This window comes from Curvibacter sp. AEP1-3, from assembly GCF_002163715.1.
Lineage (GTDB): Bacteria > Pseudomonadota > Gammaproteobacteria > Burkholderiales > Burkholderiaceae_C > Allorhodoferax.
Genome location: NZ_CP015698.1, coordinates 3250471 through 3271909 on the forward strand (window position 1 = coordinate 3250471; position 21439 = coordinate 3271909).

Genomic DNA, 21439 nt, shown 5'->3' on the forward strand with positions numbered 1-21439 from the left:
TATTTTTAGTAGCTGCTTGCGCACATTCCATGAGCGCCACTGCCTGAAAACTATATGACTCAACTCTCTATCTCTTCCCAGTTCGATTCCGGCGCCATCGAGGTGTTGCGGCTCGACGTTGCGCACGACATCCAGTTGCGCATCCGCCAGGACACGGCGGCAGAGTTTGCCCAGTGGTTCCACTTCTGCTTACATGGAGCGGCCGGCGAGCCGGTAACCCTGCGGTTCATGAACGCCAAGCAATGCGCCTACCCCAAGGGCTGGGAGGGTTACCAGGTGGTCTGCAGCGAGGATCGCCAACACTGGAGCCGTATTGAGACCAGTTATGACGGCGAGGTTATGACTGCGCGCGTGACACCGCAGACCAACGCCATCTACTTCGCTTACTTCGAACCCTATTCGTACGAGCAGCACTTGGACCTGTTGGCCTCGGCAGCAGCCTCGTCGCTGGTCACCGTGGAACGGCTGGGCACGACCGTGCAGGGGCGGGATATGAGCGTGCTGCGCGTTGCTGACGTGCATAGCCTGGTGGCTGAGGAAGACAAAAAGGACGTGTGGGTCATCGCCCGGCAGCACCCCGGTGAGACCATGGCCGAGTGGTTTGTAGAAGGCTTTATGGAACGCCTGCTGGATGCCGACGACTCCGTCAGCCGCACCCTGCTGCAGCGCTGCAATTTCCATGTGGTGCCCAACATGAACCCGGATGGTGCTGTGCTGGGCAACCTGCGCACCAACGCCGCGGGCGCCAACCTGAACCGGGAGTGGGCCGCGCCCAGCATGGAGCGCTCGCCTGAAGTGGCCCTGGTGCGCCAAGCCATGGAGGCCACCGGCGTGGACCTGTGCCTGGACGTGCATGGTGACGAAGCTCTGCCTTGCAACTTCGTGGTCGGCTCTGAAGGCACGCCGGGCTACACCCCGCGCATTGCCGAGCTGGAAGACGACTTCAAGTCCGACTGGATGCGCGCCTGCCCCGACTTTCAGGACACGCTCAACTACGGCCGCGTGGCGGCAGGCCAGGCCAATATGTCACTGGCCACCAATTGGATCGCCCAGCGTTTCGGTTGTATGGCTTTGACGATCGAGATGCCCTTCAAGGACAACGTCAACCTGCCCGACCCCACCACCGGCTGGAGCGGTCAGCGCTCCAAAAAGCTGGGGGCCAGTGTGCTGCAGCCCTTGCTGCAGTGGTCGGTCTGAACACGTAAGGGCTGAAGGCTTATTTTCCGTTCACGCCCAGCAGCTCTACCTCAAACACCAGCGTCGCGTTCGGGGGGATCACGCCACCGGCACCACGGGCACCGTAAGCGATTTCCGGTGGGCAGGTCAGCTTGGCTTTGCCGCCTGTCTTCATGCGCTGCACACCTTCGGTCCAGCAGGGGATCACTCCGTTGAGCGGGAAGTCAATCGGCTGGCCGCGTTTGTAGGAGCTGTCAAATTCGCGTCCGTCCGGAAAGGTGCCTTTGTAGTGCACCGTGACTTTGTCGGTGGCTTTGGGGCTGGCACCTGTTCCGTCTTTGAGGCTGCGATACACCAGACCGCTGGATGTGACGACAGCGCCTTCCTCTTTGGCGGCTGCCGTGGTCACAGCGTTTTGTGCGAAGGCGCTTTGGGCCAGCAGGGCTAAGGCGAAAAGGGAAGTGCGGAGCTTGGTTTTCATAAGTTGGATCTAGGTTGAAATGAGCGATTTGATGTGCGGATAGCGGTACCAAGTTTTTACGCAAGGGTTCGATAAAGCGCAACAATGGCGGCCATGAAGTTGTACCCCATTTTGTCTGCGCTTTCACCGCACCATGTGGTGGAGTCTGCGCCGCATGGTGGGCTTGCCCCCCAGTTAGAGATGATTCACCGCCTGGTGAATAGCCGCGTTGCGTTGGTGGACCGTATTGCTGTGGTGACCCACGATCCTCATACCGGGCTTTTGAAGACCCTTGTCAGCAATAACCGGGATGATGGAGCTCTGCAGCACTATGAAGTCGCTTTGGCGGATGTGCCCACGCTTTCGGAGCTGGCTCTGCAGCGTGGAACCCGGGTCATCCACAACATGGCTGAGACCTTCCAGTCCCCGTCCATCCCCAACCATTGGCTCAAACATCACCACTACCAATCCAGCGTGACAACGCCGGTTTTCCAGGGCGACGTGCTGGCGGGTTTCCTCTTTTACGACTCCAGGCAACTCCATGCTTTCACAGATGCGGATGTGGAAGAGCTGCGCGAATTCACAGATCTGATTGCCCACTTGTTTTTGACCCAACGCCGATTGGCGCGAGGCATTGTGAGTGCCATTCAGGTCGCGGTGGACTTGGCCCGATCACGGGACTTTGAAACCGGCCAGCATCTGGAGCGCATTGCGTACTACTCCCGCATCATGGCGCGTGCTTTGGCCGTGAGCCATGACTTGAGTGATGCCTACATCGAGTACTTGGAGTTGTTCTCCCCGCTGCACGATATCGGCAAAGTCGGTATCCCGGACCACATCCTGCTCAAACCCGGCCGCTTGGACGCCGCCGAGTACGAGATCATGAAGCGCCATGTGGCCATGGGCGAGAGCATCATCGGCCGTATCAGCCAGGACCTGGGGCTGCAGGGCAGCATGCAGGAGCAGATCATGCGCAACATCGTATCTACCCATCATGAACGGGGCGACGGCTCAGGCTATCCGCGTGGGCTGACCATGGAGCAGATACCCCTGGAGGGGCGCATTGTGGCGGTGGCCGATGTGTATGACGCGCTCAGCAACCGCCGTGCCTATAAAAACTCGTGGGATGACGAAGCCGTGTGCGCCGAGTTGCGCGCAGAAGCCAATGCCGGTTTGTTGGATAAGGATTGTGTTGAGGCCCTGTTATCTGCCAAAGAAGAGCGGGCGTCGATCAAGCAGCGCTTTGCCGATGTGCGCGAGCCGGGCGAATATGCCTGACTGCTCAGCCTTCAGGTTGGCTTAATCTGAAAGGTCCATACTGATCCCTTTAGGGAGCAGCCATGAAACCATCCGCATCATCCAAATACGACACTGTCAGCCGCGCATTCCACTGCATTACCGCGTTGGCGGTGACGGTGGCTTTCGTTTTGGGGCCTGAGCGATTCGGGCGCCTCATGCGCGACGGCGTGGACCCCGCCACGCGGCTGGACATCGTCTGGCACGAGAGCCTGGGTATCTTTGTGTTCTTCGCAACCTTGTTGCGCTTGTTGTGGGTGCTGTTCCGTCCTGCTGCACCGAAGTTCGACATGGCGACCTGGATGAAGCTGGCTTCCCAGGGTACACACATCGTTCTCTGGGCGCTGTTGTTGGCTACTCCGTTCACTGCGGTCATGGCCCTGGGTACTGAATCCCATCCGCTCACACTGCTGGGGGGCATACGCATCAACGAGCTGCCATGGACGCAGCAGCTGCCCTTTTCTGAAGCTGCCGATTGGGGGGATGTGCACCAGTTTCTGGGCGATGCCATTGTGTGGCTGGCCGGCTTGCATGCGGTAGCAGCCCTCTACCACCACTATGTGGTCAAGGACGGCGTGTTGCGCTCCATGATGCCCGGCAAGGCACGCTGAATACGTGGCTTTACGGTTGGTACATCTGAGCTTCACGGTCATTCGTTAGCATGCTCCCCCAAGGAGTTTTCGAATGTCGTCTTCCATTTCCCGCCGTGCCACGCTGGCTTGTCTGGCCGGTACCGCTGTGCTGATGGGCACAGCCTGTTCATCAACCAAGAGTGACGCTGTAGCCGCCACAGCGCCCGATGCATTGCGCCTGGACCCCACGCGTTTTGAAAAGCAAACGGTGACGGTGGGCGGGCAAAGCATCGCAGTGCGTGCCTACCTAGGGGTGCCGTACGTCGCCAAGCCGGTGGATGCCGCCTACCAGGTGATCAACATCTATGTGCCGGAGGCTTACTACCAAAACGCCAAGGTGGGAGATTTCGATGCCCGCACGGCGCCGGTGTTTTTTCCCAACCAGGTCGGCGGCTACATGCCCGCCAAGCCGGGTACTGCGCAAGCGGTAACCCAGGGCCCCAGCGCTGGCAAGCCCAGCACTATTGCCGCGGCCCTGCTCAAGGGCTTTGTAGTCGCATCTCCCGGCGCACGGGGACGCACCTTGAAGGATGCCGATGGTGCCTTCACCGGCAAAGCGCCCGCAGCCATCGTGGACCTGAAAGCCGCGGTGCGCTACCTGCGCTTGAACGCTAGCGTATTGCCCGGCGACATGGAGAAAATATTTTCCAACGGCACGAGCGCCGGTGGCGCTTTGTCTGCCTTGTTAGGTGCCAGCGGCAACTCCCCGGACTACGAGCCCTATCTGCAAGCCATTGGCGCAGCGCCGGGGCGGGACGACATTTTTGCGGTGTCGGCCTACTGCCCGATTACCAACCTTGAGCATGCCGACGCCGCGCACGAGTGGCTGTTTAACGGGGTGAACGATTACCGGGCTATCCAGGTGAGCATGCTGGACTTCAACATGGTTCGCAAAGAGGTGGCCGGTACCCTGACGCCTGAGCAGATCAAGGTGTCCAACGAGCTCAAGCCCTTGTTTCCTGCCTACGTCAACAGTTTGAAACTGAAGTCGCCTCAAGGGCAGACCTTGACGCTGGACGCTTCAGGTAACGGCAGTTTCAAGGACTGGGTATCTGGCTACGTGCTCTCTTCCGCACAGGGCCAATTGGATGCAGGCAAAGATTTAGGGAAATACAGCTGGATCAACATTCAAGGAGGCAAGGTGCGCAGCCTCGACTTTGACGCCTTTGTTCGCTATGCAGGCCGTATGAAGTTGCCGCCGGCATTCGATGCACTGGATGCCTCCAGCGGTGAGAACAACCTGTTCGGCACCCCTGCAACAGATAACCGGCACTTCACGGAATTCTCGGTGCAGCGCAACACGGCCAACGCTGCGGTTCGTGCGGAAGACAAGCTGGTGAAAATGATGAATGCCATGCAATACATCGGCAGCAGGGACGCGCGCAATGCCAAACGCTGGCGCATCCGCCATGGCACGATCGACCGCGATACCTCGCTGGCCATTCCGGTGATTCTGGCAACCGCCTTGCAGAACCAAGGCTATGCCGTGGACTTTGCCATGCCGTGGGATCAGGGCCACGCTGGCGACTATGACCTGGAGCAACTCTTTGCCTGGATGATTCAGGTCGCCAGATCGAGCTAACGGCAGACGGGGCTTAGCGCTTGGGCTGTTGGTCCGCCCGCAAGCGTCGAGCCTCTGCAGCGCGCATTACCTTTTGCAGGTGAGGGCGCAGATGCAGGAAGCCCCGGTAGGTTAGCTCCAAGATCGGCGTTACACCGGGGAGCCGGCCGATGCGTCCCAGCCAGCGCCAACCCGGCATGGTGAGCCACAACTCCACAAAAGCGGCGGCTCCGCTGAGCATGCGTCCATCCGGCAGTCGCACGTGAAAGCGGGCCACGAGTCGTGTCTGTTCTTCAAGGTTGAGCCCGGCTTGTGGCGCACTCACGTCCAGCCATTGCACGTCTTGCAAAGGGTCCAAGGATTGGTACATACCGATCTCACGACGGCACAAGGGGCACGTGCCATCAAACATCACAGTCAATGCATCACACGAAGCAGGGGGTGCATTTTTCTCAACGGGTACAGACATGGGCTCAGCCCTAACAGGCAGTCAGAAGATGCTGACACCCGTTTGTAGCGCACGATGGCAAGCCCTGCCGCCAACGCGGGCATCCGTGTACGTCATGGCACGCGCCATTCCCACTGGTCTGCGGTAAACACAGCCCGCCGGTGGCCCGTGCGCGCCAGTTCCAGCCAGTCTATGTTTTGAATCTGCAGAGTGACGATCCCAAGAAAGTGCTGCGTGTTGTCGAACGGGGTGTCTGAGGCGTCTTCTTCCCACACATCCCCCGGCGCCTTGGCCGAGAGGTAGTCCCCTGCAGCGGGAGATTGGCTGACGCGCGTCCACACCGCATCCACCTCCGGACCGCTATGTTGCACCGTTGTCGTGGCTTGGATCCGCAACTGCCAGCTAAGCCGTTTGCTCCAGAACACCAGCGCCGCAGAGGGCGCCGCCTCCAACTCTGCAAACTTGGGACTGCGCTTGTCGGTGAAAAATTGCAAGGTTGCCTGCCGTGCATCTGCATGCCGGAGCACGACGGTGCGTGCTTGCGGCAAGCCATCCGCGTTCACCGTGGCCAGCACGGGGGTTCGCCATTCGTGGTGCCGGTCTTGCACGGCACGCTGCAGTTCCTGCCAGATGCGTTGGCGGATGTCGGGTGCGGTCAGAAGGGGAGTGTCCACAAGAGGCTTGCCGATCTCGGGGTTGGGAATCGAGCTTTCATGATATCGGTCAAGCCTTTGGGCTGCTTGCCTGAGGGGCAAGTCTGGAATTAAAGGAATTTTCAGTTCTATAGCCGCTTCTCCATGGAACAATATTTGCTGAGTCGTTGACATCAAAAAAACGAGGGCGTGGTAGTTCCCACAGAGGCACATCCGTCAGGCATCAGGGAGTGGTTTTGTATACAACGGGTCACCTGCGGCTGGATGCCGCCACATTGGTATTCGCCACGAGTCTGCTGGCGTTCAGTCTTGCCAATCTCTGTGCCTTGCTTGCACGGGGTGCGGCCTCCAAGCGCTTGGGTTTGCGTGAATGGTCTGCGAGTCTCGCCTTCGCTTCATTCGCCTTTCTGCTGTTCTTCTTTCGCGGTAAGGCCCCCTGGGTTCTGACGTATCTGGTCGCGAACCTGGCCATGTTGGCCGTTGTGCCGTTCACGATGCTGGCTTACGCCAAACTCTTGCAGGTGGAGGCACCCGCAAGCAGCGTGGCACTGAGCAGTGCGGTCGGCCTGTCAGGGGTATTGGCCGTCTATTTCCTCGAAACGGATGCACAGTTTGGCGTTTTTTCCATGTCCATGGCCATTGGCTTTCAGCTGGTGCTGGCCGCATTGATGGTGGCCATGGCCCCCGGGCGGCATGGAGCGCAGTGGCGGGTGGTTTTGAACATCATTCACGGACTCAGTGCATTGGCCTTTTTCGTGCGGGCAGGCATGGCACTGAATGGCCAGGCCATGCTGGTATCCACCGTTGCGAACTCGCCCGCCCAGATCGTGGCCTTGTGCGTGGCTGCTTTGTACTTCACGGTGGCCACCGTGGTGTTCATCGTGATGGTGAGTCAGCGCCAACACCACGAGATGAGTGACCGGCTGCGCCGTGATGGCCTGACCGGCCTTTACACCCGCACCGCATTCTTTGAGATGGCTGTTGCCAAGCCCCACCAGTGGCAAGCGGGGGGTTATGCGCTGGTCTTGATGGACATCGACAACTTCAAGCGTATCAACGACAGCTATGGCCACGCAGGGGGCGATGCCGTGCTGGCGCATGCCGCCCGCATGTTGTCGCAGTTGACCCGCCTCTCCGATATTGCTGTGCGTTACGGCGGCGAAGAATTTTGTGTGCTCTTGCACGCCTGCTCTGCCGAAGAAGCCGGCCGCTTTGCCCAGCGGCTGGTGGACGAGGCCGGCAGGCAGTCGGTGCGCATCAAGGATGGCCGCAATGTCCGCTTCACGTTTTCGGTCGGCTATGCATGTGCACCGGACGGACAAACTCGCGGTGGCATTGAGTCGCTGGAAGCCGTGATTGACAGTGCTGATCAGGCACTGTACGCGGCCAAGGCCGCAGGTCGTAATCAAGTGCAGTCGTCCAGCGGAATTCCGGCGTGTAACGAAGTGGCGCTTGCCGTCTAGCCGGGTGGTAAGGTCAGCATCATGCGTATTGCCCTCATCTCCGATATTCACGGCAACCTTCCTGCATTGGAGGCGGTGGCGGCTGACATTCGCCTTCGAGGCGTGGACCGCATCGTCAATTTGGGCGACAGCCTGTCCGGCCCTTTGTTGCCCCTGGAAACGGCCCGCTACCTGATGGCCAGTGGCTGGTTGAGCCTGGCAGGTAACCACGAGCGCCAGATCCTGACCCACACCGCAGAGCAGCGTGGCGCATCAGATGCATACGCCTACTCGCAGCTGGGCCGTGCGGAGCTTGATTGGTTGCGTTCGCTGCCAGCTACGCAGCTGCTGGATGGCGATGTGTTCCTGTGCCATGGAACGCCCACCAGCGATCTGCATTACTTCTTTGAAAACGCGGTGCATGGCGGAACCGAGCCAGCGACTGCGGATGAAATACAAGCCCGGCTGGGCGACATCACCGCTGCTGTCGTCGCCTGTGGCCATACGCACATCCCCCGCGCACTGCGCTCGCGTGCCGGGCAGTTGTTGTGCAACCCCGGCAGCGTTGGCTTGGCGGCCTATGACGACTTGGAGCCGATGGAGCACGTCGTAGAAAACGGATCGCCCGACGCCCGCTACGCCATCATTGAACGCGCAGCGGGGGCCTGGAGCGCTGCGCTGCACAGCGTTCCTTACGACTTTGAACCCATGGCGCGTTTGGCGGATCTGCGCGGGCGGCCGGAGTGGGCGTATGCGCTGCGCACGGGCTACATGGCTGCATGAGTTCGCCCAGGAAAAAGCCCCGCAGTCTCACGACTGCGGGGCTTTCCTTTTCTACCGTTTGCTACTAATTAAGTAGCTGCTTGCGCAGATTCCACGTGCCCAAGATGCCAATTTAATGGGTTTTTATCCGAAGAACTCCGTAAAACACTCCCCTTTGAAGGTGCGTCCTGCATTGCCGCGTTCCACGCCGTAGTGTTGTAGCCAGCGCTGTGTACGCATGGCTTTGGCATCCTCGGCTGCGGCGTGGGCCAATTTGTGTGCGAGCAGCATGCGTGCGAGTCGCTTGTTGGCGTGTTGGCTGCGTTCCGTTTGCACCTTCACACTCAGTCCTGTGGGGCGGTGTGTGGCGCGTACGGCGGAGTCTGTCTTGTTCACGTGCTGCCCACCAGGGCCGCTGGCACGCAAGGTTTCAAAGTGCAGGTCTTTGTCCAGTAGTGAGGCAGCCGCGTTGGGCGCATCGGGCTCGAACACTTCTGCGCCTACGAACCAGTTTTTGCGCTTGTGCCCCGGCCGGTAAGGGCTGGGGCAGCACCACTGCACGCTACCGCGCCACCGCTGCGCAATGGCGGAGGCGGCCTCTCCATCCAGCAACAGCAGGGCAGATCGCAGGTTGCCGGGTCTGCCACCCCCGACTTCTTCCATCACGTCCACCTTCACCTGAGCGGACGCGCATTCACGCAGTACGACCTGCAAGGCCTTGCGTACGGCCAGGCAGCATTCCTCGGGACCCGTGTTGGCGGTGAGTTGCAGCAAGATCATTCGCAGCACTCCCCACGGGTTTTGTAGGTCAGTACCGGCTTGGTCCTTGCCAGCAGCTCCACCAGCCCGGCACCCACCAGCGCTTGCACCACGCTGTCGATGCCTTTGTAGGCCTGGGGTGCTTCCTCGTAGATCAACTGCTTGTCGTTGCAAATCACGCGGCTGCCCAGTGCCGTGCGGCCCATTTGCGTGGGCGTCATCAGCTTAAACAGGCGGTCTTTGCAGGCCGAGCGAATCCACTTGCGCCCTGCACCATGCGCCAGCGACAGCAGCGTGTCGTGGCACAGGCGCGTGGGCCGCACCAGGTAGCTGTAGTCCCCGCGCGAACCGGGTATCAGCACCGCGCCTTGGTCCGACGGCGTGGCCCCCTTGCGGTGCAGCCAACCCACCTGGCCATGGATGCTGGCGCTTTCCACAAAGTTGTGGTGCACGTCCAGCACACAGCGGCCGTCAGCCCGCACGTTGGCCAGCAGACGCTGTGCCACCAGTTGGCGGTTGCAGTGTGCAAAGCGCAGCGCCGCATCGTGCTGCGCCAGGTAGTCCGCAGCCTCTGCCGTGTCGGCCTGCAGGCCGCGGTGACCCAAGGCATCGACATGCTGGCGCAAGATGCGTTCACCCAAGCCGCGAGAGCCGCTGTGCACCAACAGCAGCAGGTGCTGCTTGTCGATGCCGAGCGCGGCCAGCGCTTCGGGTGCATTCACCGTATCCACCTGCTGAAACTCTGCAAAGTGGTTGCCACTGCCAATGGTGCCCAGCGAAGCCTCGTGGCCACTGGGCAGCACATCACAGCGCGCCATGGCTTGCGCCACTGCCGCAGTGTCGTCCATGGGGCCGTCGATGTTGCCCACGCGCTTTTCCAGCTTGTCGAGCTTGACAGTGCTGGCGCGCATGTCGGTTTGCCACAGCGCCATGCCGCAGCCGATGTCGTTGCCCACCAAGGCGGGATAGAACATCTGTGTTGAGAAAAATGCGGCCCCTACCGGATAGCCGCGCCCAGGATGCAAGTCAGGCATGCCCGCGACGCGCTGCATGCCCTGTAGTTGCGATGTGGTGACGAGCTGCGCTAAGGCAGCGTCCTCCATCCACGTGGCGTCAGACGTGACCACACAGGCGCGGTCCGACACGTGTTTGACAAAATTGCCCATAAAAAATCCAGAATCAAAAAACGTTGAAACCGGACCGGGACAGACGCGCACGCCAATACCGCGCTGCACTCGCACCAAGCGTTGTGCCGCGCGCCTTGGGGCGCTAGAAAAGTAGGGGGATGCTTATTGAATAAGCCCCGCCACCGCTGACCCAGCCCACAGGGAGGCCGTGTTCTTTTGCATGTTGTTCTCCTGGTAGGTGAGTGAATGGGTGGGGAGTGCAGGGTTCGCGCGGTGACTGGTAGCCTTGGCGAAAGCTGCGAGGCGCGACTTTAGCGGGGGATGCGGTGTCGGGCAAATGTTTTTGCCCAGCTTGATGTATTTGCGATACACCGCTATCGCCGTGTAGGTCGCGCTGTCTCCAGTTCCTCGCCCCTAGTCCTACTTGCGCTCTTCGTCGCAACGTCTAGTGTCGGACAGCATCCCAATCCAGCCCAAACTTCAGCAAATACTTGCGCAAACGGTCTGCGTCGTTGATTACGCTGCGCTGTGTGCGGGATACGTTAAACAGCTCTCGTCCTGCATCGCTGATGCTGGCGTGCTGTCGGCACACCGCAATGACTGCTTGGAGCTGCACGCGGTCAAAGGTATCCAGGGTGCTGGCCTTAGCGCCCAGCAAGTCTTCTAGAGAGGGGCGGGTGATGTTCAAGCTCGTGCCGGTCTCCAGATTGCCGGGATTGGTTTGTGGCTGCCATTGCCACCGGAGACGCTGTAATTCCGCCTGCACCAGTGCAATGCCAATACGTCCGTGGTCTGCCAGTGTTGCCAGCCGCGTGATGGAGGCGCTGAGGTCGCGGAAGTTGCCACGCCAGCTTGCATCTGCATCGGTGGCGAAGCGCAGGTAGGCTGTGCGCGCCTCGGTGGTGAAGCGTACTTGCTTGCCCAGCTCCTGCGCGGCCTGGGCGAGTTGGTGGTCCATATTCGGTTCAATGTCTTCCCGTCGCTGGGCCAGGCCGGGCAGGGTGTAAGTCCAGAGGTTGATGCGGGCAAACAAGTCTTCGCGAAAGCGGCCCGCTTCAATTTCCAGGCGCAGGTCTTTGTTCGTCCCTGCAATGAGCTGGAAATTGCTTTGTACCTCGCGGTCTGACCCCATTGGCAGAAACCGCTTTTCTTCCACGGCCTTGAGCAGCATGGCCTGCTCATCCAAACCCAGCTCGCCGATTTCATCCAGAAACAGCAGGCCTCTGTGAGCGCTGCGCAGCAGGCCGGGGCGATCGGTGATGGCACCGGTAAAAGCTCCTTTTTTGTGGCCAAACAGCGTAGACCCGGCACCGTCGCCACGCAAGGTGGCGCAGTTCACTTCAACAAAGTCCCCATCAATCTGGTGGCGAGATTTTTTTAGCTCGTACACACGCCGCGCCAGCATGGACTTGCCAGCGCCTGTGGGGCCGGTGAGCAGCATCGGTGCCTTGCTCTGCACCGCCACCCGCTCCACTTCCTCAATCAGGGTGTTGAAGCGGGTGTTGCGGGTGGCGATACCGCTTTTGAGGAAGGAGACGGCATCCTGTTGCGCTACATGCAGACGCTGGTTGATGGCGTCGTAGCGCGACAAATCGAGGTCAATGATTTCGTGGCTCCCTGGCCCGCGACCCTGCCGTCCCCGTGGCGGAGCACTTTGCAGGAGCACGCCTGGAAGAAAGCGTGCTTCTACGAGCAGGAAGAGGCAGATCTGCGCCACGTGCGTGCCGGTGGTGATATGCGCTTGGTAGGTTTCGCGGCTGGGGTCAAACGGATAAGTCGCCGCCCAGTCGTACAGCGCGGTGTACACCTCGCCAAAGTCCCAGGGGTTCGCGAGATTCATCTCTACGAGGTTGACCTGGGTGTTGGGTGACTGCTGGATGAAGTCATCCCGCACCAGCTGGGCCAGGGTGCTGGCGCGTCGGTCATGAAAGAGCTCCAGCCGGTCAATGGCCAAGTCGTCGTGCTGTGCCAAGGACACCGTGGGTCGCCACTTTTCCCAGCGCGCCGAGCTCTGCCCGGAATCCAGCTGGGTTCCCAGAAATCCGATGACAACGGTCTTTTTCATTTGGCTAGTTTACTAGCTAAAAAAATAACATCTTCAATTCTTGTCATGGCTTTGATGTCGTTTTTTGCGCTTGTCCATGGAAAAAATCCAATGAAATCAATGGCTTGGTGGTTGGTTTGTTGCGATGGAGATAGTTGGCACGCCCCGTGCACTACATGACTCGCCAAGCGCAGAAGGTGTTCGCTGACAAGCAGGGGTTTCCGGGTAATCGGACCCCGCTGGTGCAAAGAAGGCTGGGTTGTTCCAGTGTCTCTTTGTATGCCGCGCCCCGGAAACGCTGGGCACAAGGCATGTGGTCAAGGGGTGGCTCGGGTAGAGGAGCCACCCCGCCAGGTTCGATTCCTGGATGCCACTGTTCTGTAGCTCAGTCTGGTAGAGCATCGTGTGAAAGCACGACTGTCGCGGGTTCGATTCCCGCCGAACGCTGGTAGTCAAAAAGCCAGCTTACTTGGAAGTAAAGAGAAGAGAGAGAAGTGCCGCATGTGGGTCGTCAAACACCTGCCAGCAGCAGTCGCCAGAGCGAAGGTTCTGCGACACCGAGCGACAGTGTGCCAAGACCGGTAAAGCCCCGCAATCTTGAACCACTGCCCAACGATGTCGCACCCGGAGTCCGCGCTTGTTGCTGCTGTGGCCCTTCACACCAAAGATTTGTTGTTAGCGAGAGAAAATGAGGGGAGAAAAAATGTTGGGTTTGAAACGCATCACCATCAAGAAAAACGAACGCGGCCTGTTGCTGCGCAATGGCGACTTCGAGCGCGTGATGCAGCCTGGTCAGCACTGGGTGGGCACCTGGAGTGCACCTGTGCGCATCGAGACTTTTGCCATGGAGCAAACAGCATTCGTGCACGGCCTGGCCGACTACTTCATGGCCAAAGAGCCAGAAGTTGTGGCGCAAGAGTTTGTGTACGCCGCATTGACCGACTCGCAAGTGGGCCTGCGTTACGAGAACGGTTTGCTGGTTGACGTGTTGCCACCTGCCACCCGCAAGCTGTACTGGAAAGGCCTGAACGACGTGCGTGTAGATGTGGTCGATATCGCCGCCAGCGAAAAGCTGTCAACCGAACTGCTGTCCAAGCTGAACCAGACCCAGTTGCGCCAGCGCCCTGTGGCCGGTTTGGCCGGTGTACTGCTGGTGCAAGTAGCGGATTACCACGTAGGTGTGCTGACTGTGGACGGCAAGTTGCAAGAGTTGTTGGGTGCCGGTGCCTACGGGTTTTGGCGCTACAACCGTCAGGTGCAGGTTGAATGCGTGGATCTGCGTTCGCAGGCGTTGGAGATCAGCGGCCAAGACATCTTGACCAAAGACAAAGTGGGCATGCGTTTGAACCTGTCGGCTACCTGGCGCTTTGACGATGTGCAAAAGGCATTCGCACACACCGCCAAGCCCGCAGAGTTTGTATACCGCGAGCTGCAGTTTGGTCTGCGCGCCGCCGTCGGTACCCGCACACTCGACGAGTTGCTGGAAGACAAGGCGACGATTGACACCATCGTGAAGGACTTTGCAGCGCAAAAGCTGAAGGCCGCCGGCATCACGCTGGAAGGCGTGGGTGTGAAGGACATCATCTTGCCCGGCGAGATGAAGACCATCCTCGCTCAGGTGGTGGAAGCCGAGAAATCGGCCCAAGCCAATGTAATCCGTCGTCGCGAGGAAACCGCAGCCACGCGTTCGTTGTTGAACACAGCAAAGCTGATGGAGGACAACCCTGTTGCCTTGCGGATGAAAGAGTTGGAGACCTTGGAGCGAGTGGCCGAGCGCATTGACAAGATCTCTGTGTTTGGTGGCTTAGACCAGGTTCTCAACGGGCTGGTGAAGCTGCGTTGAATACAACCTTCCGTGCCTGAAATGTCATTCGGTGCATGAGGAAAACAATTGGAGAGAAAAAAGAAATGACTTACCAACAACTCACCGTAGAAAACGGTGTACCCGTAAAGATGTGGACCAATGGCGTGCCCATCGAGGCTGAGGCACAGAAGCAACTGGTGAACGCGGCCAAGTTGCCCATTGTGTTCAGTCACGTGGCAGTGATGCCCGATGTCCACTACGGCATTGGCGCCACTATCGGCAGCGTGATTCCCACGATCAAGGCCATCATTCCTGCCGCGGTGGGCGTGGATATAGGTTGTGGAATGATCGCTTGCAAGACCACGCTGGTGGCCAGCGATTTGCCCGATAACCTGGGCCCGCTGCGCAGCGAGATTGAAAAGGCGGTGCCGCACGGCATGTCGCCCAAGCAATTCCGCCGTGAAGGAAGCAACCGCGACAAGGGTTCGTGGGAAAACACGCCGGCTGCTGCAGATGCGGCATGGGCCCAACTGGTCGACGAGTTCGACGCCATTTGCCAAGATTACCCGCGGCTGAAGAATACCAACAACCATCGCCACATGGGAACCTTGGGTGGAGGCAACCACTTTGTGGAGATTTGCCTGGATGAGGCGCAGAGCGTGTGGATCATGCTACACAGCGGTTCGCGCGGTGTGGGCAATGCCATTGGTACGCACTTTATTGAGCTGGCCAAGAAGGATGCCGAAATGCACCAGCGCAACCTGCCGGACCAGGACCTAGCCTACTTTGAAGAAGGTGCCCAGTACTTTGGTGACTACGTGCGTGGCGTGGGTTGGGCGCAGAAGTTTGCACGCCTGAACCGCGAGGTGATGATGCAGGCCGTGATTGGTGCGCTACGCAAGACTATTGCCATGCCGTTCGAGACACACCTGGAAGCGGTGAACTGCCACCACAACTATGTGCAGAAGGAAACGCACTTTGGGCAAGAGGTGTTCGTGACTCGCAAGGGCGCCGTGAGCGCTAAGGCGGGTGAGCTGGGGATTATTCCCGGCAGCATGGGAGCCAAGAGTTTCATCGTGCGCGGCAAGGGCAACCCGGAAAGCTTCAACAGCTGCAGCCACGGTGCAGGTCGCACCATGAGCCGCACCAAGGCCAAGAAGCTGTTCACCGTGCAGGACCAGATAGATGCAACTGCCGGAGTGGAGTGCCGCAAGGACGCCGACGTGATCGACGAAATTCCGATGGCCTACAAGGACATCGACGCCGTGATGGCCGCGCAAAGCGATCTGGTCGAGGTGGTGTACACCTTGAAGCAGGTGGTGTGTGTGAAAGGTTAGTGCCCCGGTAGCAAGAGGCGGAATGCGACAAGAACAATGAAAAACGAACGTGATAAAACGATAGAGATCGATGGTTCACAGGGAGAAGGTGGTGGGCAAATTTTGCGCACGGCTTTGGCCTTGAGCCTGATCACTGGAGAGGCTTTCAGCCTGAACAACATCCGCGCAAAACGCCCCAAACCCGGTCTGATGCGTCAGCACCTGGCTTGTGTACAGGCGGCTGTCGCAGTCGGTGGCGGTGCAGAGCATTGCAAGGCGGTGGATGTCGATGGCGCAGCCGTGCAAATCGGTACCCGCCAACTGCACTTTGCACCGGGGGCGGTGCGTGCTGGCGACTTGGAGTTTGCGGTGGGTTCGGCGGGTAGCTGCATGCTGGTGTTGCAGACGGTGTTGTGGCCCCTGGTGTTGGCCGGACAACCTTCCAGTTTGGTGCTGCGTGGAGGAACGCACAACCCGATGGCACCGTCAGCGACCTTTCTGAGCCGCATGGCACCATTTTTTTCTGGTGGTGCCCAGGCCGTGTACACCTTGGATATGGTGCGTCACGGCTTTTACCCTGCGGGTGGTGGTGAGGTGCGGGTGCGTATCGCGCCGCCGCCTGACGGGCTGTCCGCGATCCAAATGATGGAGCGTGGTGCCTTGCTGGAGGCTTGGGCCGAGTGCCTGCATGCGGGTATTCCCAAAGGGGTAGCCAACCGTGAGCTGGACGTCCTGGGGCGTGCGCTGGGCTGGACCGATGCGCAACTGCGCGACCGGGGTTTGCGTAGCAATGAAGGGCCGGGCAACGCGCTGCAAGTCATTCTTCAGTTTGAGCATGTCGCTGAAGTGTTGACCGCATTCGGCGAGAAGGGGGTGAGCGCGGAAGAAGTGGCGCGCCAGTTAGTGCGTGAGGTGCAGTCCTATCTCGCCCACCGTGCGCCGGTAGGGGAGCATCTGGCGGACCAACTCATGATCCCGATGGCATTGGCTGCGCTGCAGGGCAGGGCGGGCCAGTTCTGGGCCACCAGTTTGTCTGAGCATGCCCGAACCAATGCGCGCGTCATCGAACAATTCCTGCCGCTGCAGTTTGTAACGGAGCCGTTGGATGGAGGTTGGCTGGTACGCACCGAAACCTGATACAGCACAGCCCGCGAATACGGGCCGTGGCTTTGTCAGCGTGTCGGGCTACCCAGCTGGCGTGCCAAGCGTTGGCGGTAGGGTTTGAGCAAATAAGGCGGCAGCCAACGTTCATACGACTCCAGGAGTGACGCATCGTCACGGAGGGACGTCGCCAGTTTGCTGAGGTCAGCAAAGGCTTGGTCTGTCTGCGGGCTTTTGGTGCAGCTGAAGCGTCCGGCAATCAGCTCACTATTTTCCGCAATGGGGTAGAAACGTAAGCGGTTGGCAGCGCTGTCATAGAAAACGGCTTCACTGGGGTATGCAAAGGTGTAGTCAAACCGCTTCTTCAGCAGCATGCTGACCAGCGATTTGGTGGAGTTGCCCTGATGCACCTGGACAAGCTGGTCGGCACCAGATTGCGCCAGCGGTTTCAACATGTCATCGATCTTGGCGCCATAGGTTCTGCTGCCAGCCACCCCCGCGCGGAAGTCGCGCTGGGTTAACAAATCCCGCAAGCGGATTTCGCCCCCCTTGTCGAGATAGGGCTTGAAGAGGTCCTGGTCTTTGGCCCGGGCTACCACCCCTATGGGGTACACATAGCCGTAGGGGGGCGTAAATCTCAAAAATGCTTCCCGTTCTTGTGTTTGCGCCGCGATCGCCGTGCAGTAGGCGCCGCCGTTCCGGGCGAGGAAGAGCACCCGTGGCCACGGAAGCACTTCTTCTTGAATACGGTGTTGGGGCAATGCCTGTTGAACTTGATTTAACAGTACGTCCATGTAACCCCGGTCCGTGTAGTCGTTGCCGGGTGTTGCCAGTGGCGGGAACTCGGAACTCAGCCAGGTGATTTCTTCGGCACACGCTGACGTCCATGGCATCAGCGCACTGATGCAGAAAGCCAGCGCCGCATAGATACTTTTCATCATGTCACCTACTTCTTGCCGATTCCAACGACTCGGACACAGCATAACGCAGCGCACGACCTTGTTAGGTGGGGCGCTGAGTCGGTGGAGTGGACGTGCGAACCTTTATTGCATACAAAAAAGCCCCGCAGTCTCACGACTGCGGGGCTTTACTTTGCTGCCATTTGCTACTAATTAAGTAGCTGCTTGCGCATATGCAGCGGGCGCTAGAGGTCAATTCATCGTTAAATCCGCCTGCATCACACCAGCAGTGCGTTCACCCGCTTCACATAAGCCGCAGGGTCAGCTGGCAAGCCGCCTTCGGCCAGCAAGGCCTGGTCGAAGAGGATGTGGGCCAGGTCGTGGAAATGCACCGAGCCATCCAGCTTTTTCACCAACGGGTGGTCGGCGTTCACTTCTAGCACGGGCTTCACTTCGGGCGCGCTCTGGCCGGCTTGCTTGAGCAGGCGGGCCAGTTGGGTGCTCATGCCGTCGTCTTGCACCACCAGGCAGGCGGGGCTGTCGACCAGGCGGGTGGTCACGCGCACGTCGTCGGCCTTGTCCTTGAGCGCTTCCTTCAGCTTGGCCAGCACGGGCTTGAAGGTTTCGGCCGCTTCTTCAGCGGCCTTCTTCTCGTTCTCGTCCTGCAGCTTGCCGAGGTCCACCGCGCCCTTGGCGACGGACTGCATCGGCGTGCCGTCAAAGTCGTGCAGGTAGTTCAGGGCCCACTCGTCTACGCGGTCCGTCATCAAGAGCACTTCAATACCCTTTTTCTTGAACACTTCGAGTTGCGGGCTGTTCTTGGCGGCGGCCAGCGTTTCGGCGGTGATGTAGTAGATGGCCTCTTGGCCTTCCTTCATGCGCGCCTTGTAGTCGGCGAGTGCCACGGTCGCGGTGTCGTTGGTGGTGCTTGCGAAGCGCAGCAGCTTGGCCAGACGGTCCTTGTTGCCGAAGTCTTCGCCCAAGCCTTCTTTGAGCACCGCGCCGAATTCGGCATAGAACTTGGTGTACTTGCCCAGGTTGGCTTCCTGCTCGGCCTTTTCTTCCGCGCTCAGCACATCGGTGACGCCATCAGCAGCTTCTGGCAGCTTGTCGTTCTTGGCCAGGGTTTCCAGCATGGAGAGCACGCGCTTGGTGTTGCCATCGCGGATGGCTTTCACGTCGCGGCTTTCCTGCAGGAGTTCGCGGCTCACGTTCAGGGGCAGGTCGGCGGAGTCCACCACACCCTTCACAAAACGCAGGTAGCTGGGCAGCAGGGCCTCGGCGTCGTCCATGATGAACACGCGCTTCACATACAGCTTCAGGCCGCCTTTGTGGTCGCGGTTGTAGAGGTCGTGCGGGGCCTTGGCCGGGATGTACAGCAGCTGGGTGTATTCGGTGCTGCCTTCCACGCGGTTGTGGGTGTGGGCCAGGGGCGCCTCAAAGTCGTGGCTGATCTGCTTGTAGAAGTCGTCGTACTGCTCTTGGGTGACGTCCTTCTTGGCACGGCTCCAGATGGCGTTGGCTTTGTTGACGGTTTCCCACTCGCCGGTCTTGACCATGCCACCGGGTTGGCGGCCGCCGTTTTCGTCCGACGGGTTGATCAGCTCGCCGTCTTTCCACTCTTCCTTTTCCATCAGGATGGGCAGGCTGATGTGGTCGGAGTATTTGTTGATGATGCCCTTGACCTTCCAGGCCTGGGCGTAGTCCGTAGCGTCTTCGCGCAGGTGCAGGATGACGCTGGTTCCGCGGGCTTCGCGCGAGATGGCTTCCACCTCAAACGCACCGCCACCGCTGGCGCCGCCGTCGCTCACCCAGCGCACGGCTTCATCGGCCTTCAAGCCGGCGCGGCGGGATTCGACGGTGATTTTGTCGGCCACGATGAAGCCGGAGTAAAAGCCCACGCCGAACTGGCCGATCAGGTTGCTGTCGGCCTTCTGGTCGCCGGTCAGCTTGCTTACAAAGTCTTTGGTACCGCTCTTGGCAATCGTGCCCAGGTTGTCGATGGCTTCCTGCATCGACAAGCCAATGCCGTTGTCGGTGATGGTCAACGTCTTGGCGTCTTGGTCGAACGTGACCTTGACCTTCAGTTCGGAGTCGTTCTCGTACAAGCTGCTGTTGTTGATGGCTTCAAAGCGCAGCTTGTCGCAGGCGTCCGACGCGTTGGAGATCAACTCGCGCAAAAAAATCTCTTTGTTGGAGTACAGGGAGTGCGTCACCAGGTGCAGCAGCTGGGCTACTTCGGCCTGGAAATTCATGGTTTGCTTGGTCATAGTTCCGTCTCTGAGTCTCAAAAAAGCGATGTGCGCCACAAGTCTTGCCGCCTGCGGCGCGGGCAACCCTCAATTATGGGCGACAGGGTGGGTTTCAAGAGGGGCCGGATTCGTTAGCATGGCGCCATGCCAAAGCCAGCTTCCTCTGACAATTTCAGGCGTCTGCCCAATCTGGGCCCCAAGTCACAGGCGATGCTGATCGCCGCAGGCATTCACACCTTGGCGGACCTGCATCGCCTGGGTTCGGTGGCGGCTTACCTCCGAGTCAAGCGCCAAGGCGGTAACGCCAGCTTGAACCTGCTTTGGGCTCTGGAGGGTGCGATCAGCGGCCTGCATTGGCAGGAAGTCGCACGCGAGCACCGCACCAGCCTGTTGCTGGCCCTCGAAGACGCAGAGCGCCGTGCCTGAGTGGCGTTGTGACAGGCTCAGGCCAGCCAATTGACCAACAGCTCTCGCACCACGGGGCTGCTAAGCAATTCCATGTGGTTGAGGCGGTACACCACGGCTTGCCGGTTTTTGGGGAAGTGCAGTGTGCGGGCGGCATCGTCGTGCCGGCCTAGAGCGCTGTGCAGGGGTACCAAGCCGTCGCCAACCAGGCGCTCGGCCAGCAGGCTGCGCGGTTTGGCTACGGTGGCGGCCACGGTGTAGCAGTCGACTCCCCCGGGCAGGGGCAGGTGGGTGCGCCGGTCGGGCTGGCGTCGGAAGCGGTCTAGGCCTTGCCAGTCAGACTCCAGGACCAAACCGTATCGCAAATCAGTGATGCCGGCACTGCGCAGCTGCCCCAGCTTGGCCAATGGGCGTGAATACGGCGTGCTGCCCAGCACCACATCGACCCAATTGCCCGCCCGCTCCAGCGGCGCCCCGTGGTGGGGCGTGCCCAAAAACACCATGGACTTCAGCAGGGCACGCCATGGAGCTGCGTTTGCTTCCGCGGTGGCGCAGGCACTGCGTGCCACCAGCCCGCCCATGCTGTGCACCAGCACGGTGATGCTCTCCACCGCCACAGTCCACTGGGCCACCAGCTGGCCGAGCTTTTCTGACAACGCTGCACCATTGACCGAGATGTGCAAGCCGGTGTTGTAGCGCACAAAAACAGGGGTGTAGCCATGGGCTTGAGCCAGTGCCGCAGCGTGGCTGGTGGCTTGGCCGTCGGCCGCTGCATATTCCCACTGCAGGTCGTTCATGCACAGGCCGTGCAGCACGATCAGCAGCTTGCCGCTGACGGCTGTTTTGGCTGGCATCTGGCCGGGCTCCAGTACAGCGCCTTTCAAGCGAAAGCTCATTGGCGTGGCCAGCGGGTTGCCGGTGGCGGCCAAGTGGTCACCCAGCACGCCGTTGAGTGCAGCCACCACAGCGGCGCGTTGTAGGGATTCAGGGGGTTGCGCGCCAGTGGTTTCCAGCAAAGGAGTGAGTGCACGCAAGGCGGTGTCTGCCGATTTGCCCACCAGGGTGGTGATGCCGCGCACTGCGCTGTACACCCAGCCGGTCAGCCCGGTGGCTTGCGGGTGACTGCCTGTTTGCGTGCTGCTGGTGTCGCCCCGTGCGCCTAACGTGCCAAGCACCGACTGGTGCACGCCTTCGGCCATGCGCGCTACTCCCAGGGTGGCCTGGGTGGCCAGCTGGGCTGCACCCCGCAGGTCTGTGGCGATGGCTTTGGCGGAGACCTTGGTGCGGGGCGGTGTGGGCATA

The 21439-nt window shown here is 60.0% G+C and carries 19 protein-coding genes and 1 tRNA gene; 11 read left to right on the top strand and 9 right to left on the bottom strand.

Annotated features, from left to right (window positions below; genetic code table 11):
• The first annotated feature begins 54 nt into the window (after window positions 1-54).
• The gene (locus AEP_RS15240; RefSeq protein ID WP_087496168.1) at window positions 55-1197 is read left to right on the top strand and encodes a M14 family metallopeptidase; all 1143 of its coding nucleotides are present in this window, start codon (window positions 55-57) and stop codon (window positions 1195-1197) included.
• Window positions 1198-1216: 19 nt separating this feature from the next.
• Here AEP_RS15240 and AEP_RS15245 read toward each other — a convergent pair whose 3' ends face one another.
• A complete protein-coding gene (locus AEP_RS15245; protein ID WP_087496169.1) occupies window positions 1217-1657 on the bottom strand; it encodes an FKBP-type peptidyl-prolyl cis-trans isomerase in 441 nt (146 codons plus the stop codon).
• A 93-nt stretch (window positions 1658-1750) separates the two neighbouring features.
• Between AEP_RS15245 and AEP_RS15250 the strand changes: the two genes are divergently transcribed.
• From AEP_RS15250 to AEP_RS21135, 3 genes are all read left to right on the top strand, one after another.
• Entirely contained in the window at window positions 1751-2914 is a 1164-nt protein-coding gene (locus tag AEP_RS15250) for an HD domain-containing phosphohydrolase (RefSeq protein WP_087497374.1), read from the top strand.
• 62 nt (window positions 2915-2976) lie between these two features.
• Window positions 2977-3543: a cytochrome b gene (locus tag AEP_RS15255; RefSeq protein ID WP_087496170.1), complete on the top strand. Its 567-nt coding sequence runs from the start codon at window positions 2977-2979 to the stop codon at window positions 3541-3543.
• A gap of 73 nt (window positions 3544-3616) precedes the next feature.
• Complete coding sequence (locus AEP_RS21135) at window positions 3617-5146, top strand: subtype B tannase (RefSeq protein WP_087496171.1); 1530 nt, start codon at window positions 3617-3619, stop codon at window positions 5144-5146.
• Window positions 5147-5159: 13 nt separating this feature from the next.
• Here the strand turns inward: AEP_RS21135 and AEP_RS15265 are convergent, their stop codons facing one another.
• Together AEP_RS15265 and AEP_RS15270 are read right to left on the bottom strand one after the other, a co-directional pair.
• The gene (locus AEP_RS15265; RefSeq protein ID WP_087496172.1) at window positions 5160-5594 is read right to left on the bottom strand and encodes a thiol-disulfide oxidoreductase DCC family protein; all 435 of its coding nucleotides are present in this window, start codon (window positions 5592-5594) and stop codon (window positions 5160-5162) included.
• A 92-nt stretch (window positions 5595-5686) separates the two neighbouring features.
• Entirely contained in the window at window positions 5687-6247 is a 561-nt protein-coding gene (locus AEP_RS15270) for a pyridoxamine 5'-phosphate oxidase family protein (RefSeq protein ID WP_232459844.1), read from the bottom strand.
• A 215-nt stretch (window positions 6248-6462) separates the two neighbouring features.
• On the opposite strand from AEP_RS15270, the gene AEP_RS15275 reads away from it, so the two are divergent.
• Both AEP_RS15275 and AEP_RS15280 read left to right on the top strand, forming a co-directional pair.
• On the top strand, window positions 6463-7689 hold the full coding sequence (locus tag AEP_RS15275; protein WP_157673188.1) for a GGDEF domain-containing protein: 1227 nt from the start codon (window positions 6463-6465) through the stop codon (window positions 7687-7689).
• 21 nt (window positions 7690-7710) lie between these two features.
• Complete coding sequence (locus AEP_RS15280) at window positions 7711-8451, top strand: metallophosphoesterase family protein (protein ID WP_087496175.1); 741 nt, start codon at window positions 7711-7713, stop codon at window positions 8449-8451.
• Between the two features lie 123 nt (window positions 8452-8574).
• On the opposite strand, the gene prfH is transcribed toward AEP_RS15280, so the two are convergent.
• The 3 genes from prfH to rtcR all read right to left on the bottom strand — a co-directional run bounded on the left by prfH (window position 8575) and on the right by rtcR (window position 12381).
• Window positions 8575-9210 (bottom strand): peptide chain release factor H, encoded by a 636-nt coding sequence (gene prfH, locus AEP_RS15285; protein WP_087496176.1) that lies wholly within the window; start codon window positions 9208-9210, stop codon window positions 8575-8577.
• Window positions 9207-10355, bottom strand: coding sequence for an RNA ligase RtcB family protein (locus AEP_RS15290; RefSeq protein ID WP_087496177.1), 1149 nt, complete (start codon window positions 10353-10355; stop codon window positions 9207-9209). Before AEP_RS15290 ends, prfH begins: the two co-directional genes overlap by 4 nt.
• A gap of 406 nt (window positions 10356-10761) precedes the next feature.
• Window positions 10762-12381: an RNA repair transcriptional activator RtcR gene (gene rtcR / locus AEP_RS15300; protein ID WP_087496179.1), complete on the bottom strand. Its 1620-nt coding sequence runs from the start codon at window positions 12379-12381 to the stop codon at window positions 10762-10764.
• A gap of 354 nt (window positions 12382-12735) precedes the next feature.
• On the opposite strand from rtcR, the gene AEP_RS15305 reads away from it, so the two are divergent.
• The 4 genes from AEP_RS15305 to rtcA all read left to right on the top strand — a co-directional run bounded on the left by AEP_RS15305 (window position 12736) and on the right by rtcA (window position 16617).
• Window positions 12736-12807 (top strand) — tRNA-OTHER (locus AEP_RS15305).
• Between the two features lie 256 nt (window positions 12808-13063).
• The gene (locus AEP_RS15310) at window positions 13064-14203 is read left to right on the top strand and encodes a slipin family protein (protein WP_087496180.1); all 1140 of its coding nucleotides are present in this window, start codon (window positions 13064-13066) and stop codon (window positions 14201-14203) included.
• Window positions 14204-14268: 65 nt separating this feature from the next.
• Window positions 14269-15501 (top strand): RtcB family protein, encoded by a 1233-nt coding sequence (locus AEP_RS15315; protein WP_087496181.1) that lies wholly within the window; start codon window positions 14269-14271, stop codon window positions 15499-15501.
• A 36-nt stretch (window positions 15502-15537) separates the two neighbouring features.
• A complete protein-coding gene (gene rtcA / locus AEP_RS15320) occupies window positions 15538-16617 on the top strand; it encodes an RNA 3'-terminal phosphate cyclase (RefSeq protein WP_087496182.1) in 1080 nt (359 codons plus the stop codon).
• Between the two features lie 35 nt (window positions 16618-16652).
• Here the strand turns inward: rtcA and AEP_RS15325 are convergent, their stop codons facing one another.
• A complete protein-coding gene (locus tag AEP_RS15325) occupies window positions 16653-17522 on the bottom strand; it encodes a TIGR02285 family protein (RefSeq protein ID WP_157673189.1) in 870 nt (289 codons plus the stop codon).
• Between the two features lie 236 nt (window positions 17523-17758).
• On the bottom strand, window positions 17759-19750 hold the full coding sequence (gene htpG, locus AEP_RS15330) for a molecular chaperone HtpG (RefSeq protein ID WP_087496184.1): 1992 nt from the start codon (window positions 19748-19750) through the stop codon (window positions 17759-17761).
• A 126-nt stretch (window positions 19751-19876) separates the two neighbouring features.
• Between htpG and AEP_RS15335 the strand changes: the two genes are divergently transcribed.
• Window positions 19877-20158: a TfoX/Sxy family protein gene (locus AEP_RS15335; RefSeq protein WP_087496185.1), complete on the top strand. Its 282-nt coding sequence runs from the start codon at window positions 19877-19879 to the stop codon at window positions 20156-20158.
• Between the two features lie 17 nt (window positions 20159-20175).
• Here AEP_RS15335 and AEP_RS15340 read toward each other — a convergent pair whose 3' ends face one another.
• Complete coding sequence (locus AEP_RS15340) at window positions 20176-21438, bottom strand: esterase/lipase family protein (protein ID WP_087496186.1); 1263 nt, start codon at window positions 21436-21438, stop codon at window positions 20176-20178.
• Between the last annotated feature and the right edge of the window lies 1 nt (window position 21439).